We start from the raw sequence: 14,203 nt of genomic DNA, 5'->3' as shown, positions 1-14,203 counted from the left end.
CGGGGCGACATATTCGGTCTCGACTTTCCGGCCCATACAGAGGCGCTGAAGGCGGGCGGACCCGAATTCCTGACGCGTGCCTTCCGCGCGAGCGGCGCGCTCGCCGAGAGCAACAGCATCACCGCAATCACCGGTATCGACGAATGGACGCTGGGCGGCACCGGCGTGAAGGCGCTGCTCTCGGTCGCCTACGAACGCGAGGCGCCGGGGCTGTCGCGCGATCTGTTCGTGAAGTTCTCGCGGAATTTCCAGGATGCCGTGCGCGACGGTGGCCGTTATCACATGCCACCTGAAGTCCGGCTCGCAAACATGTCACGAGATCCCGGTTTTCCGATCTCGGTACCGCGCTGTTTCTATGCTGACATCGCGCACGACACCCTCACCGGCATAATTGTCACCGAACGTATTCCTTATGGCCAGGCGGCTGTAGAACCACATTATCCCAAATGTATGGATCATATTCTTCCCGATCCGATAGAGCATTATCGGGTATTGATCTCCAATCTCGCGCGATTGTCGGGCGCACACAAGGCGGGCCGCCTCGGCGACGCCGTCCAGCGGCACTTTCCGTTTGACATGGAGAGCCTGATCGCGCGTCGCGCTGGCCTGGAGGCAGAACTTCTCAGAAAGAGGATCAATCGTCTCGCAGAATTCATTCTGCAATATCCGCATTTGGTGCCCGCCCACCTCGCCGACCGCGACTTTCTCGAACGCTTCTGCGCCGAGGCGCCGCTGGCGGTCGAGCGGCAGGAGCAGGTCTGGCGGTTCCTCTATTCGCGGCCCGACATGATCGCGCTGTGCCATATGAACGCGAACATCGACAACGCCTGGTTCTGGCACGAACCGGATGGCAGGCTCGTCGCCGGCCTGATCGATTGGGGCAGTGTCGGGCAGATGTCCGTGGCGTCCTCGATATGGGGCTGCATCGGTGCGGCGGAGCCCGAAATTCACGATCGGCATCTGGACGAACTGCTCGATCTCTTCATAGCTGAATATGCGCGCGCGGGCGGGCCTCCGATCGATCGTGGCGACCTGGCGCAGCATCTCGAAATGCACGTTATGATGTCGGCGCTGCACATGACGACGGCGCCGCCGGCGATCCTGCGCGAAATACCAGATCCGCGTGTCGCCACAGACCGTTACGATCCGATCTTTACAGTGAACGAGACCGCGCGCGTGCAGTTGAAGATCACCGTTTCGCTGCTCAACATGTGGCAGCGGCGCGATCTCGGCCGATACCTGCGCGCGAATTGATCGGACGGCTAGCGGGAAGAATGTTCGCCCGGGCGTCGTCCCGACCGATTGACCACAAGGGGCAATCGCGGTTATTATGCTGAAATATTATTCGATATATGGAACGGATTGGGAGTCGGAGGGTTTATGACCGCTACAGTGGCGAGCGCGGCTCGGGACGACGATCTCTACGAAGCCCTCTACGACGTGCGCAAGGAAGCCGAGGAAATCGGCAACTACATCGACCACGATCCCTATCCGGCGATGAATGCGCTGCGCGAGCGCGGAGCCGTGCAGAAAGGCTTCATGCGCCAACTGATGGACCTGCCGCCGTTCCACCGGCACAAGGGTTCGCTCGAGCGCCAGGGCTACACCTGCTTCACCTTCGACGCGTGTGAAAAGGCGTTTCGCGACAACGTGAATCTGTCGAACAACGTCTATCACTTCGACGGAAGCCCGCCGAAGACGATGGGCATTCTCGAGATGGACAATCCCGAGCACCATGCATTTCGCCGCGCGGTGCAATCGCTGTTCATCAAGCCCAAGGCGCAGAAGTGGTGGCGCGAACATTTCATCGACAAGCTGGTCGACGACCTCGTGGTCGATCTGGAAAGTCGTGACCGCGCCGAACTGAACCTGCAGCTCTGCGCGCGCGTGCCGGTTCATACCATCACGCGTGCGGTCGGGCTCAACGGCGACGACGCGCTGCTGTTCCGCAATGCGCTGGTTGGCACTTCGGCCAGTCGTCACGGGATGGAAGTCCGCATGCAGTCGCACGCGACGGTGCAGCGGATGCTCATGGAGCAGATCGCCAAGCGCAAGGGCGATCCGGGCGAGGATATCATCTCGTGGCTGTTGGCGGCCGAGATCGACCCGCCGGGCGAAGAGCGCCGGCACCTCACTGACCAGGAGATCGTGATCTTCGCGCGGCTGATCCTCCTCGCTGGAGGCGGTACGACCTGGCGCCAGCTGGGCATCGTGCTGTTCGCGCTGCTCGACAACCGGGACTACTTCGAGGCCGCCAAGGCCGACCGCAAGCTGATAGACGCCGCGATCGAGGAATCGCTGCGCTGGAACCCGACCAATCCCACCTTCAGTCGCGTAGCACTGGTCGATACCGATCTGTGCGGCGTGACGATCCCGCAGGGCGCCGTGCTCGACATCTGCCTCGGCGCGGCCAACCGCGATCCCGAACGGTGGGAGAATCCCGACGTATTCGACCTTTACCGCCCCTTCCAGCAGCACCTGGGCACCGGCATCGGCGCGCATATGTGCCTGGGCCGCTTCGTCGCGCAGGCCGAGATGGGCGTCACGATCAACAAGCTGTTCGATCACTTCCCGAACATGCGGTTCGATCCCGACGCGGAAACGCCGCACATCACGGGCGGCCTGGAACAGCGCGGGGTTTCGGCTCTGCCGGTATTGCTGCGCTGAGCCGAGCCCGCAGCTTCAATCAACACGAAACGAGATCGAGAGGAGAACGCCATGAGCGATGGAGAAGCCACCCCGGTGCGCAGCAACCTGGGCACCGACATCACGCTGATCGGCGAGGAGCACGTGCGCCAGTATCGCGAGACCGACGGCGAGATCGGCTACATGTGGAACGGCGCCACGGCCTGCCTGTTGACCACGAAGGGCCGCAAGTCCGGCGAGGATCGCACGATTGCGATCATCTTCAAGCAGGTCGGCGATCGCTATGCGATCATTGCCTCGAAGGGGGGCGCACCGACGCATCCGGCCTGGTATCTCAACGTCGAAGCCGATCCGAGCGTCACGATGCAGATCAAGGGCGAGAAGTTCGCCGGCCGCGCGCGCACCGCCGAGGGCGCGGAACGCGACGAGCTGTGGGCCGCCTCGTTGGAGCAGTGGCCCAACTACGATGTCTATCAGTCGCGTACCGACCGCAAGATACCCGTCGTCGTGGTCGAGCCCGCCTGATCAGCCTCGACTGAGGACAAAGGGCGGTCGATCACTGCCAGCACCTGTTCGAGCCGTCACTTCCCGACGCCTGGGCGCAGCGTTTCTCAGGCCTCGATCACGATATGGTGCGTTTCGCTGACGATCCGCCCGATCCGGCTGAGCGAGGCGGACAATCGTTCGCGGATCGACGCCACTGCGCGCTTGAACGGTGCTTCCGTCTCGGCGAGCCAATCGGGCTCGGCGCGGAAACCGATGACTCGTCGCAGGTCATAGCCGGTCACGGCGATCGGCCGCGTTCCGGGGCCGCGCAGCGATAGGGGGGCCGTGGTCATGCCAAGCCCCGCGGCAACCATGCGGATGCAGCGCTCGTCGCTATCACTGCGCAAGGCGAAGCGTGGGCGAACGTCGTGACGGGTGAAGAAGCGGCTGGTTTCGTCGAGGCTTTCGCAGCCGCGCCGAAGGATCATGACTTCGGTAGCGAGATCCTCGGGTCGGACCGGGCTGGGGAGGTCGCGATCCTGCGGCACCAGCATGACGAAAGGTTCGTCGAACAGCGAGACCGCCTCGGGCGCGTCGCCGACCACGCCGAGCGCAAGGTGGATGCGTTTGCTGCCCAGCGCGGCGCGCAGTTCTGGATCGGTGCCCTCGATCAGCTCGATGGAGAATTCGCGCGACAGCTCGCCGATAATGGTTTCGAGGAGGCCCGCGGCGATCGAGCGGATCACTCCGAGCTTGAGCTGGGGCCAGTCGTCGGCTTCGCCACGGCCGAAAGAGTCGGCGAGGCGAAAACCGCGTTCGAGATCTCGCGCGATCGGCAGAAAATGGGTGCCGGCATCGGTCAACCCGATCCGCTTGCGCGTGCGCACGAACAGTTGCGCCTGGACCAGCCGCTCGAGCTCGGCGATTCCGAGCGACAGCGTCGGTTGGGTTACGCGGATGCGATGAGCAGCCTGGGTAAAGCTGCCCGTCTCGACCACCGCCAGGAAATGGCGAATGTGTGACCGCTTTATCATAGATTTTTTCTATACTGATGACGCCGTCGTTTCAATTTTCTTCGGATGCAGCAGACGCGTATGATCGCTGCGACCCGCGAGACAGCGAGAGGATGGCATATGCGCGCGACCCCCGATTTCGACTTCGGCCTGCCCGAAAGCGCCCAGATGATCCGCGAAGCCACCGCGCGCTTCGCCGACGAGAAAATCGCGCCGCTTGCCGCACGGATCGACGCCGAAGACTGGTTCCCGCGCGAGCTCTGGCCGGCGATGGGCGAACTGGGCCTTCACGGCATCACCGTCGAGGAGGGTCAGGGCGGGCTCGGGCTCGGCTATCTCGATCACGTCATCGCGGTCGAGGAGGTAAGTCGCGCCTCTGCCTCGGTCGGGCTCAGCTACGGCGCCCATTCGAACCTCTGCGTCAACCAGATCCGCCGCTGGGGCACGCCCGAGCAGAAGGCCAAGTATCTCCCCAAGCTGATCTCCGGCGAGCACGTTGGCAGCCTCGCCATGTCCGAAGCCGGCGCGGGATCGGACGTCGTTTCGATGAAACTCAAGGCCGAGGCGGTCGAGGGCGGTTTCCGGCTCAATGGTACCAAATTCTGGATCACCAACGGCACCTATGCCGATACCCTGGTGGTCTATGCCAAGACCGGTGAAGGCTCGAAGGGCATCACCGCCTTCCTCATCGAGAAGGACTTCGTCGGCTTCTCGATCGGCCAGAAGATCGACAAGCTGGGCATGCGTGGCTCGCCTACGGTCGAACTGGTGTTCGATGATTGCTTCGTGCCCGAGAGCCAGATCATGGGGCCGCTCAACGGCGGCGTTGGCGTGCTGATGAGCGGGCTCGACTACGAGCGTGTGGTGCTCGCCGGGCTCCAGCTCGGCATCATGCAGGCCTGCCTCGACACGGTCATTCCCTTCGTCCGCGAGCGGAAGCAGTTCGGCAAGGCGATCGGCACGTTTCAGTTGATGCAGGCCAAGGTCGCCGACATGTACGTCGCGCTGCAGTCGGCGCGGGCCTATACCTATGCCGTGGCGCGCTCTTGCGACGCGGGCCAGACGACGCGTTTCGATGCGGCGGGGGCTATTCTCCTGGCCAGCGAAAACGCCTTCCGCGTCGCCGGCGAGGCGGTCCAGGCGCTGGGCGGTGCGGGCTATACCAAGGACTGGCCGGTCGAGCGCTATCTGCGCGACGCCAAGCTGCTCGACATCGGTGCGGGCACCAACGAGATCCGCCGCATGCTGATCGGCCGTGTGCTGATCGGCGCGGGAGCCTAAGGACCGCAAAGCAATGTTCTATTTCGAGCGCCTGGGGCCGAGCAGCTTTCGCGCTTCCGAGCATGTCGGCGGCGCTTGGAACGCCGCCGAGCAGCACATCGCACCGGCGCTGGGGCTGATCGCCCATGTGATCGAATGCGATCATGCGGCGCGACGCGATGACCTGCTGCGGATCGCCCGGCTGTCTTACGATATCCTGGGCACGCTGCCGATCGACGTCGTCGAGGTCGAGGTGTCCGTGCTGCGGCCGGGACGGACGATCGAGCTGGTCGAGGCGCGTTTGGCTCACGATGGGCGTACCGCGGTCGTCGCGCGTGCCTGGCTGCTGAAGGCCTACGACACCACGGCAGTCGCGGGCACGGCATTTCCGGCTATCCCGCCGCTTGAGACGATGACGCCATGGCAAGTCGGCGAAACCTGGCCCGGCGGCTTCGTGCGCAGCGTCGACGTTCGCCGCGCCGCCCTGGCGAAAGGCCGTGCGATATCCTGGGTGCGCAGCGATCTCGCACTCGTCGCCGGCGAGGAGGTCAGCACGACCGCGCGTGCACTGGGCATCGTCGACATCGCCAACGGCCTTGCGACCCGCGAAGCGCCCAATGTCGTCGCATTTCCCAACGTCGACCTGACCGTGAACCTTTTCGCCGAACCGCAAGGCCCATGGCTGGGCTTCGATACCACCGTCTCGTTCGGCGCGAACGGCATCGGCTTGACGAGCAGCAGTCTGCACGATCACACCGGGCCGATCGGGACCGTGTCGCAATGCCTGACGATACGATCTCGCTAGGACCGAGGCTCGCTAGGACCGAGGCTCGCTAGGACCGAGGGCCCGCCGATTTGTGGGGTCAGTTGGGAACGAGCCATCCGCGATAGTGGACGATCCTGCCGATCAGCGGCAGGGCTATCGGCACGTCGAAGCAAAAGCGACCGTCGGCCTCCCATTCGCGCGCGCGCGACCGTGGTGCGAACAAGAGCGGCAGCGGGATGCGCCAGGCGGACCAAGCTCTCATCCGCATCTCGAGCCCTCGATGATCGCTAGGCAGGTCGAACCGGAAGCGTAGCGGCCCGAACCGTTCGACCAGGCAGCCGTTGTCCTCCTCCAGTGAACTGGCGAATGTCCGAGCGCCGAAGCGGCGCGTCCAGAGTTCGCGACCGTCGCGCTCGGTGAACGAGACGTGGAGCGGGTACCGTCCCGCAGGTGGGAAACGCATGATTCGGGCCACCAGCTTGCCCAGAAGGTTGGCGGCTCCGGTGACCTCGGCCTCGCCCGCAGCGCCGCCGTCATGGAGGATCGCGTGGACCTCGCGCAGCACCGGCGGAAGTTGCCCAAAGCGGCCGCCCATGATGCGGGCGTAGAGGGGTGGCTGAAGCGCTCGTTCGCTGCTCTCGTGCGCGATGGCGAGCCCGGCAAAGGCGTTCTGGAAATCGGCAAGCGCAAGGGCTTCTCCGGCGTCGCGGGCACCGGGCTGTTCCTCGCCCGCCAGGATGCGCGCAACAAGCGCCGGAACGGCGAGGGCCGGGATCTCGGGACCATCGCCCTGCTCGGCGATCAAGGTCCAACGTCGCGCCACCCGCCGGTCGCCGACGACGCCGAACAGGCGTAGGCTCATGGCCGACCTGTCGCTGCCCAGCCGTGCAGTCAACCGCTGCAGCGGTGCGAGCCAGGGGGTGAGCCCGGCCAGCGATTTCAGCCAGCCCCAGCGAACGGGCCAGCTCAGCAGTCCTAGCGCGATGTTCTGGAAATCGAGTTCGGTGCCGGCGCGGAAGATCACGCTCGGCGTTCCCGGTAGCCGATCGGGCATCAGCGCGACGTCGGGCACGTCGACGAGCGCCACGCGGCGGCGTCGGAGAGGGCGCAGGCCGGCCACTTCGAAATCGATGCGGATCGGTTCCTGCCAGCCATTCGTGATTTCCGTACGTCTGCCGCGCCGCAGGCGGAACGGCTTGCCGACCTGACTCAGGATCGCTGCTGCGACCGCCGGTCCCGCGGCGGCGCGGTTCGAAGCGCTGATGGCGATTTCGACGGCGGTCACGCGGTCGAGCCCTGCCGAAAGCTCTCTGACCACCGCGCCCGACAGCGCCGGCACACTCGAAGCCCCCGAGATCACGACGACGCCGCCTTGGCGCGCCGCGGTGTCGAGTTCCGGCACGGCGGCGACGAACCTGCGGCTATCTGCGATATCGCAATAGTGGACACCCTTTGCGATGCAGGCTCGCGGGATCGCCAGGTCCATGGCCTGGAACGGGCCGGAGGCATCCACGAGCAGATCGGGGGCGTGTTGCGACAGCTCCGCGACGATGTCCGATCGCTCCAGCCCGACGGGTATTAGGCGCGGATCGTCGCGGCAGAACGCCGCGGCCTTGGCAAACGACCGACCCGCGACGAGCACGTCGTGTCCCTGAGCTGCCAGGCGCCGGCAGATGCGCCCACCGAAGCCACCATAGCCGCCGAGGACGAGCACACGGCGCGCGGGCTTGGTCGTCATGCGGGTAAGGCCCGGGTTTCTGGAAAGGCGGAATATTCCTCGAGATCGAGCGTGCCGAGCGGATCACCGATCAACCCGCTGACCATCGACGCCTGAATGGCGGTGGCGGGCCAGAGCTTCGACAGGGGGCCGACCAAGCGGTCGCGCACGAAAGGAAGCAGAAGGCTGTCAGACTGGTAGACCGGTGTGAACAGCCAGGTCAGCGCCTGATAGAGTCCGACGTGGCGCCGGCGCAGCGCGATCGCCTCGGCCAGCGCTCGAGCGATGTCCCGGTGCTCCGAGAGGGCCTTCGCCAAGGCCCAGGCATCGAGCAGCGCCATGTTCGCACCCTGGCCCAACTGTGGGCTCGCCGAGTGCCAGGCGTCGCCGATGTGCACCAGCCTGTCTTCGAGGGGCCTGGGCAGCGTGCGGTGGGCGTAGCGGGCGAAAGTCAGCTGGTCGCGATCGACGATCTGATCGAGAAAAGGCGCACACTCGGGCCAGAGCGTCAGGACCTCGTGCTTCCAGGCGGCGAGTCCGACTGCATGCCAGTCCGGATAGTCCGTGCCTTTGAGCGACCAGAAGAAAGCCGCGCGAGGGCTTGCGCCGGCACCTGTTCCCAAAGGCAGCACGCCTGCCATGGTGCTCGACCGGCGATAGCGTTGGGACAGTGTGTGGGGATCGAGGGGGCTGCCGGCGGGCCAGTCGAGACTCGCCCAAAGCGCGCCATAGGCCAGTTCGTAGCCAACCGACGGTGCCAGAGCGGACCGCGTGCCGAGTCCATCGACGACGAGGTCGAAGCCTTCGCTCGCCTGGCCGTCGGCGAAAAGCAGCGACCTTCCATGGGCGCCGAGCTGCGAGCCGGCGACAGTGTGGCCCGTACGAATCTCGATGCCTTCAGCCACGACCGCGTCATGCAGGGCGGCGAACAGACTGGTGCGATGGATGCCGATGCCGAAGCGGTTCCCGCGCGACATCGCCGAATAGCTGACGTCGAGGACCACGCGATCGCCGGCTCTGCCTAACAGGCGGTCGATGCGGGCGCCTTCGCGTCGGATCCTGTCCGCCAGACCCAGTCTGGCAAGCACGGCGAGCCCGGTTGGCTGGATCATCAAGCCCGAGCCGATAGGTCGTGGCTTCTCGAACCGTTCGAACAGCACTACGTGATCGCCAGCGCGCGCCAGGAGGAGCCCCGTCGCCAGCCCGCCGATCCCGCATCCGGCAATCGCTATCGACCGTCGCTTCATGGCCCAGGGTCATAGCGGGCAAGAGTGACCAAAAACAAACCGTGCGAGCAGGCCCACCCGCATCCGTCGAAATCGGTCGGAGGCGGGCGGGCGAAAGGAGGCGAACGTCCTAACGCGCCCTTTCGCTTGCCGGTACGGCTGCGGTCGTCAGACCTTCATGCTTTGCGAGGTCTTGTTGAAAGTCGATTTGAGCTGGCTGCCAAGTCCCTGCATGGCCGAGATCGCCGCGACGGCGATCAGTGCGGCGATCAGACCATATTCGATGGCTGTGGCGCCGCGTTCGTTCCGAAGCAGTTTTCTAATCAGTTTCATGATGCTTCCCTTACTAATCCCATGAAACTGGCTGATAATTCCATTGATATAATAAAATGCTAACCACTTGCGTAAGACATAATTCGTTACAATGACGTGACTAGGGCCCATTCTCCCGACGCACGATCAGCTCCGGATGCGTCTCGTCCATGCGCCGTTTGCCGTATTCCCCGGACGATCGCCGAGGGCGCAAGAATCGGGAGCTTTCCAGCCAGATTCGGAGCGGCCCATGGCACAACCAATCCCCTCGCGTCGCCAGTTCCTCACCGCAGTCGGCAACCTGGCCAGCGCGGGCTGGATCGCTCTCAACTGGCCGCAAATCGCTAGCGCCGCCGAACATGCCGACCACGCTGCTCACGACACCGTGGCGCCGCCCCGGCACCTGACGACGCTCACCACGGCCGAGGCGGCAGAGATCGACGCGATCGCCAACCAGATCGTGCCCGGCGGGGTCACGCCGGGCGCGCGCGACGCGCGGGTGACCTACTTCATCGACAACGCGCTCGGCAGCTTCTTCGCGGCCCAATTGCCTTCGTTCCGCAAAGGGCTGGCCGAATTCCAGAGCGCCTATGCCGCGCGCCAAGGCGGTGGCGGCAAGGCATTCTCAGCGGCGCCCGAAGCAGAGCAGACCGCCTGGCTAAAGGAGGTCGACAAGACGCCCTTCTTCACGGCGGTCCGGCGTCTCACCGTGCTCGGACTCATCGCTCTGCCCAAATACGGCGGCAACCACGAGAACCTCGGCTGGAAGCTGATCGGGGTCGAAGACAACCACTATTGGGAGCCTCCCTTCGGTTACTACGACCGGGATTACGGGGGATTTGAACCCTATCCCGGCACCAAGCCCTACACCGCCTGACGGAGCCCGCCTCATGGATCGCAAGACATTCAAGACCGGCGAGACGGTCGATTTCATCGTCGTAGGTTCGGGCTCCTCGGGCGGCATCATGGCGCGCGAACTGGCGCGCGCCGGCAACAGCGTCGTCGTGATGGAACAAGGCCCGCGCATGGAGGCGCACGAGTTCGAGCACGACGAGCTCAAGTACCGGCAGCTTTCGGGCATCACCAACAACCCGGCGACCAATCCGCAGACCTTTCGCCGCGACGCGGACCAGAAGGCCGAACGTACCGCCGGCCGTAATCCGCTGACCTATGCGCGCGTCGTCGGCGGCAGTTCGACCCACTTCAACGCCAACTTCTGGCGGTTGCACGAGATCGATTTCATCGAGGGCAGCCGGTTCGGCTCGATCGAGGGCGCGAGCCTGGTCGACTGGCCGATCACCTATGCCGAGCTCGAGCCCTATTACACCAAGGTGGAATGGGAAGTCGGCGTCTCGGGGCTCGCGGGCGCAAGCCCCTTCGATCCCTGGCGCTCCAAGCCCTATCCGATGCCCCCGCTGCCGGTGAAGTCGTCGGGAGTGCTATTCGAGCGTGGCGCGCGCAAGCTCGGCCTGCATCCATTCCCGGCGCCGATGGCGATCAATTCGGTGACCTATCGCGACCGCCCGGCCTGCGCGCAGTGCGGTCTGTGCGGTGGTTTCGCCTGCGAGGTCATGGCCAAGTCGTCCTCGGTCTGGACCGTCATCCCCGAAGCCGAGGCCACCGGCCGCTGCGAGGTGCGGCCCGAGACCTACGTCTTCCGCATCGGCATGAACAAGGCGGGCCGCGCGACGGGCGTTTACTACTACGATGGCGACCGCAAGGAGCAGTTCCAGAACGCGCGCGCCGTGGTGGTCTGCGCCAACGGCGCCGAGACGCCGAAGCTCTTGCTCAACTCCGCGACCAACGGCTTCGAGCAGGGCCTGGCCAATTCGAGCGGGGCCGTGGGCCGCTACCTTATGTTCAACAAGGGCGGTGGCGCCCAAGCGCGGTTCGAGCATCCGCTCAACGAGTACAAGGGCGCTAACGTCACGCGCATCATGCACGATTTCTACGATTCCGATCCCAAGCGCGGCTTCTACGGCGGCGGCGGCTTCGACGCGCGCTCGGGCGGACCGCTGACCTGGGGCCAGAGCGTGCCCAACGGCACGCCGACCTGGGGGCCGGAGTTCAAGGAATACCTCGAATCCTACACCTACTGGATGAACTGCTCGGGCCACGGCACCTCGTTGGCTCAGGCGACCAACCGCGTCGACATCGATCCCGAGCTCAAGGACGACTGGGGCGTGCCGGCGATCCGCGTCACCTACAAGGACCATCCCGACGACGTGAAGCACGCTAAGTGGCAGGTGGAGCGCGCGGTCGAGATCATGGACGCGGCCGGCGCCAAGCAGATCGTTCCCGGCGAGATCGGCGAGGCCAGCGGCGGCGTGCACCTGCTCGGCACCTGCCGCATGGGCAACGATCCGGACACGTCGGTGATCGACAAGTACCACCGCGCTCACGATGTGAAGAACCTGTTCCTCTGCGACGGTTCGAGCATGGTCACCTCGGGCCGCGGCCAGCCCACCCAGACCATCGAGGCTCTGGCCTTCCGTGCTGCCGACCACATCGCCAAGTTCGCGCGCGCCGGGGAGATCTGATCGGGCGGAACTCGTCTAGTCCGCAGGAGATGTGGGTCTCGCTTGCGGCTGACCGCTCGTGGCGCCTGCCTGTTCCATCGCTCTTCGCGCCGCGTCGCCGGCCCTTTGCTGTTCGGTCCGCGCACGCTGCACGATCGTCTTGCCGTCCTGCGCGAGGCGGGCCAGTTCCTCCGCCAGTTTCGGATCGTCGACGTTTATCGTGATGTTGCCGATCTTTCCGCCGAGAACGCCCGCGCCATCCATCCAGATTGCGGCGCGATTGCCGGGCACCGCTTCGGCATCGGTGGGGGCATCCTGCGGTTGAACGGGACCACGGGGGTTGGCCCGGTGCGGCCGGTCGGCGCGCTTGCCCAAGGCCTGGGTCATGAAGTCTCGCCAGATCCGCGCCGGCAGGCCGCCGCCCGATACGCCCACGAGCGGTGTGTTGTCGTCTCTGCCAACCCAAACGCCCACGACGAGATCGCCGGCATAGCCAACGAAAAGCGCGTCCCGGCTTTCCTGGCTCGTCCCGGACTTGCCATAAGCCGGCACGCTCAGCGCAGCGGCGCGCCCGGTGCCTTGCGAGACCACACGGCGCAGCATCGCCTCGATGTCGTCGTGAACGTCGGACGAGAGCCTGTCCTGCCCGTCGAATAGCCGGGCGAGCCACCCCTTCGGCTCGACCTTGAACGGGCGGGGGACGACCGGAAAACGATTGGCGGCGATACCCGCATAAGCGGCCGTGAGTTCGAGCAGGGTCACGCTCGAAGTGCCGAGCGAAAGGCTCGGATCGCCGGCTGCCAGGGGAGAGACGATGCCCAAGGCATGCGCCGTGTCGATGACCGCGCGATCGCCGACCTTGTCGAACAGTCGCACCGCGGCGACGTTGCTCGACCGGGCGAAGGCGTCTTCGAGCGCGATCGTGTCCGAATAGACGCCGCCGAAATTCTTGGGCCGATAGCTGCCCGAGGTGATCGGCTGGTTGGAAATCCGATCGGACGGCTTCCATCCTTCCTGTAGCGCGGCAAGGTAGACGAACGGCTTGAACGTCGAGCCCGGCTGCCGGCGCGCCTGGGTCGCGCGGTTGAACGGCGAGGCCTGGTAATCGGTCCCGCCGACCATTGCCACGACCTCTCCGTTGGTGCGCATGGCGACGAGCGCGACCTGAGCCGTGCCGCGCACGCGGCTCGTGGCTCTGCGGGCGGCCGCCTGCAATCGCGCGTCGAGTGTGGTAGCGATCGTCTGCCGGGAATAGCCGACTTCGCTGAGCTTGCGGGCTTGAGGCAGCGCCCAATCGGCGAAATAGGTGCCGGTCGGCAGAACGCTCCGCCGACCGACCGCCAGCCTTGGTGGCGCAACCGCCCTGGCTTCCTCATCGGTCAGGTTGCCCACGGCAACCCGGGCCTTGAGGACAAGCTGCATGCGCTCCCGTGCCTTCCCGTAGTTGCTGGTGGGTGCAAGGCGCGAGGGCGCCTGGACGAGCCCGGCGAGCATCGCGGCCTGACCCGGCGACAGCTTTTCGGGCGCGCGCGAGAAATAGTGCAGCGACGCGGCGCGCAGGCCATAGGTGTTGTCGCCGAAATAGGCGTTCGAAAGATAGCGCTCGAGTATCTCGTCCTTCGTCAGCCAGATCTCGAGCCAGAACGCGATCAGCGCCTCGCGGGCCTTGCGCGTCAGGCTGCGCTCGGGCGTGAGAAAGGTGAACTTGGCGAGTTGCTGCGTGATCGTGCTGCCGCCCTGGGTACGGCCCGTGGTCAAGTTCGTCCAGGCCGCGCGCACCAAGCCGCGGGCATCGAGCCCCCAGTGGCTGTAGAAACGCCGGTCCTCGATCGCAAGGAACGACTGGACGACGTGATCGGGAAGCGCAGCGATCTTTACGGGCGCTTCGACGACGGCGCCGTTGCGCGCGATCGGCGTGCCGTCTGCCGCCAGCAGAGTGATCTGCGGTGGCGCGATAGGCTCGAGCGATTTCGATAGCGGCGCGGTAATTGCCAGCCACCCGACCAGCAACAGGACGGTAAGCGTAATCCCGGCTGCCATGCGGACGGCCCACCGCCGGAGCCGGCTGGGTCGCGATGGTGCCTGTTGTGGCGAGGGAGAGCCTGCCGTGACCGGTGAAGGTTCGTGCGAATCTCCCTCTGGGCTCGAATGGCGCGGGAAAGGGTGAGGCTCGTCGGTCACGTCGGCGAGCATAGACGGAAAACGCCGTGAATGCAGGCTTGCTGACCACGGGAAAATACGCCGAAGGGATCGCGACG

Annotated in this window: 12 protein-coding genes; 7 read left to right on the top strand and 5 right to left on the bottom strand. The window is 65.3% G+C overall.

Annotation, left to right across the window (positions count from 1 at the left end; genetic code table 11):
- The first annotated feature begins 165 nt into the window (after positions 1-165).
- The 3 genes from WG901_RS20090 (at position 166) to WG901_RS20080 (ending at position 3,171) form a co-directional block, all read left to right on the top strand.
- Positions 166-1,254, top strand: coding sequence for a hypothetical protein (locus tag WG901_RS20090; protein ID WP_339588909.1), 1,089 nt, complete (start codon positions 166-168; stop codon positions 1,252-1,254).
- Between the two features lie 126 nt (positions 1,255-1,380).
- Positions 1,381-2,667, top strand: coding sequence for a cytochrome P450 (locus WG901_RS20085; RefSeq protein ID WP_339588908.1), 1,287 nt, complete (start codon positions 1,381-1,383; stop codon positions 2,665-2,667).
- Positions 2,668-2,718: 51 nt separating this feature from the next.
- A complete protein-coding gene (locus WG901_RS20080; RefSeq protein WP_339588907.1) occupies positions 2,719-3,171 on the top strand; it encodes a nitroreductase family deazaflavin-dependent oxidoreductase in 453 nt (150 codons plus the stop codon).
- An 86-nt stretch (positions 3,172-3,257) separates the two neighbouring features.
- Here WG901_RS20080 and WG901_RS20075 read toward each other — a convergent pair whose 3' ends face one another.
- Positions 3,258-4,166 (bottom strand): LysR family transcriptional regulator, encoded by a 909-nt coding sequence (locus WG901_RS20075; protein WP_339588906.1) that lies wholly within the window; start codon positions 4,164-4,166, stop codon positions 3,258-3,260.
- Between the two features lie 99 nt (positions 4,167-4,265).
- On the opposite strand from WG901_RS20075, the gene WG901_RS20070 reads away from it, so the two are divergent.
- Positions 4,266-5,426 carry an acyl-CoA dehydrogenase family protein gene (locus tag WG901_RS20070; RefSeq protein WP_339588905.1) on the top strand — a complete coding sequence of 387 codons (1,161 nt, stop codon included), beginning with the start codon at positions 4,266-4,268 and terminating at the stop codon, positions 5,424-5,426.
- 13 nt (positions 5,427-5,439) lie between these two features.
- Entirely contained in the window at positions 5,440-6,210 is a 771-nt protein-coding gene (locus WG901_RS20065) for a thioesterase family protein (protein WP_339588904.1), read from the top strand.
- Between the two features lie 58 nt (positions 6,211-6,268).
- Here WG901_RS20065 and WG901_RS20060 read toward each other — a convergent pair whose 3' ends face one another.
- The 3 genes from WG901_RS20060 to WG901_RS20050 all read right to left on the bottom strand — a co-directional run bounded on the left by WG901_RS20060 (position 6,269) and on the right by WG901_RS20050 (position 9,447).
- Complete coding sequence (locus WG901_RS20060) at positions 6,269-7,909, bottom strand: DUF4166 domain-containing protein (RefSeq protein ID WP_339588903.1); 1,641 nt, start codon at positions 7,907-7,909, stop codon at positions 6,269-6,271.
- A complete protein-coding gene (locus WG901_RS20055) occupies positions 7,906-9,135 on the bottom strand; it encodes an FAD-dependent oxidoreductase (RefSeq protein ID WP_339588902.1) in 1,230 nt (409 codons plus the stop codon). The genes WG901_RS20060 and WG901_RS20055 overlap by 4 nt, the downstream gene beginning before the upstream one ends.
- Positions 9,136-9,282: 147 nt before the next feature.
- On the bottom strand, positions 9,283-9,447 hold the full coding sequence (locus WG901_RS20050; protein ID WP_339588901.1) for a Flp family type IVb pilin: 165 nt from the start codon (positions 9,445-9,447) through the stop codon (positions 9,283-9,285).
- A 229-nt stretch (positions 9,448-9,676) separates the two neighbouring features.
- Here WG901_RS20050 and WG901_RS20045 point away from each other — a divergent pair, with 229 nt between their 5' ends.
- Both WG901_RS20045 and WG901_RS20040 read left to right on the top strand, forming a co-directional pair.
- Positions 9,677-10,303 (top strand): gluconate 2-dehydrogenase subunit 3 family protein, encoded by a 627-nt coding sequence (locus WG901_RS20045; protein ID WP_339588900.1) that lies wholly within the window; start codon positions 9,677-9,679, stop codon positions 10,301-10,303.
- A 13-nt stretch (positions 10,304-10,316) separates the two neighbouring features.
- Complete coding sequence (locus WG901_RS20040) at positions 10,317-11,966, top strand: GMC family oxidoreductase (RefSeq protein ID WP_339588899.1); 1,650 nt, start codon at positions 10,317-10,319, stop codon at positions 11,964-11,966.
- A gap of 15 nt (positions 11,967-11,981) precedes the next feature.
- On the opposite strand, the gene WG901_RS20035 is transcribed toward WG901_RS20040, so the two are convergent.
- Positions 11,982-13,985: a transglycosylase domain-containing protein gene (locus WG901_RS20035; RefSeq protein ID WP_339588898.1), complete on the bottom strand. Its 2,004-nt coding sequence runs from the start codon at positions 13,983-13,985 to the stop codon at positions 11,982-11,984.
- Between the last annotated feature and the right edge of the window lie 218 nt (positions 13,986-14,203).

Source organism: Novosphingobium anseongense, from assembly GCF_037482895.1.
In the GTDB taxonomy this organism is placed as follows: domain Bacteria; phylum Pseudomonadota; class Alphaproteobacteria; order Sphingomonadales; family Sphingomonadaceae; genus Novosphingobium; species Novosphingobium anseongense.
This window is presented reverse-complemented; position numbering and strand designations above follow the sequence as displayed.

Excerpts from the sequence above, each read along its gene's own strand:
- WG901_RS20070 (WP_339588905.1), top strand. The coding sequence starts at position 4,266 with ATGCGCGCGACCCCCGATTTCGACTTCGGCCTGCCCGAAAGCGCCCAG.
- WG901_RS20055 (WP_339588902.1), bottom strand. The coding sequence starts at position 9,135 with ATGAAGCGACGGTCGATAGCGATTGCCGGATGCGGGATCGGCGGGCTG.
- WG901_RS20065 (WP_339588904.1), top strand. The coding sequence starts at position 5,440 with ATGTTCTATTTCGAGCGCCTGGGGCCGAGCAGCTTTCGCGCTTCCGAG.
- WG901_RS20080 (WP_339588907.1), top strand. The coding sequence starts at position 2,719 with ATGAGCGATGGAGAAGCCACCCCGGTGCGCAGCAACCTGGGCACCGAC.
- WG901_RS20085 (WP_339588908.1), top strand. The coding sequence starts at position 1,381 with ATGACCGCTACAGTGGCGAGCGCGGCTCGGGACGACGATCTCTACGAA.
- WG901_RS20050 (WP_339588901.1), bottom strand. The coding sequence starts at position 9,447 with ATGAAACTGATTAGAAAACTGCTTCGGAACGAACGCGGCGCCACAGCC.
- WG901_RS20035 (WP_339588898.1), bottom strand. The coding sequence starts at position 13,985 with ATGGCAGCCGGGATTACGCTTACCGTCCTGTTGCTGGTCGGGTGGCTG.
- WG901_RS20060 (WP_339588903.1), bottom strand. The coding sequence starts at position 7,909 with ATGACGACCAAGCCCGCGCGCCGTGTGCTCGTCCTCGGCGGCTATGGT.
- WG901_RS20040 (WP_339588899.1), top strand. The coding sequence starts at position 10,317 with ATGGATCGCAAGACATTCAAGACCGGCGAGACGGTCGATTTCATCGTC.
- WG901_RS20075 (WP_339588906.1), bottom strand. The coding sequence starts at position 4,166 with ATGATAAAGCGGTCACACATTCGCCATTTCCTGGCGGTGGTCGAGACG.
- WG901_RS20045 (WP_339588900.1), top strand. The coding sequence starts at position 9,677 with ATGGCACAACCAATCCCCTCGCGTCGCCAGTTCCTCACCGCAGTCGGC.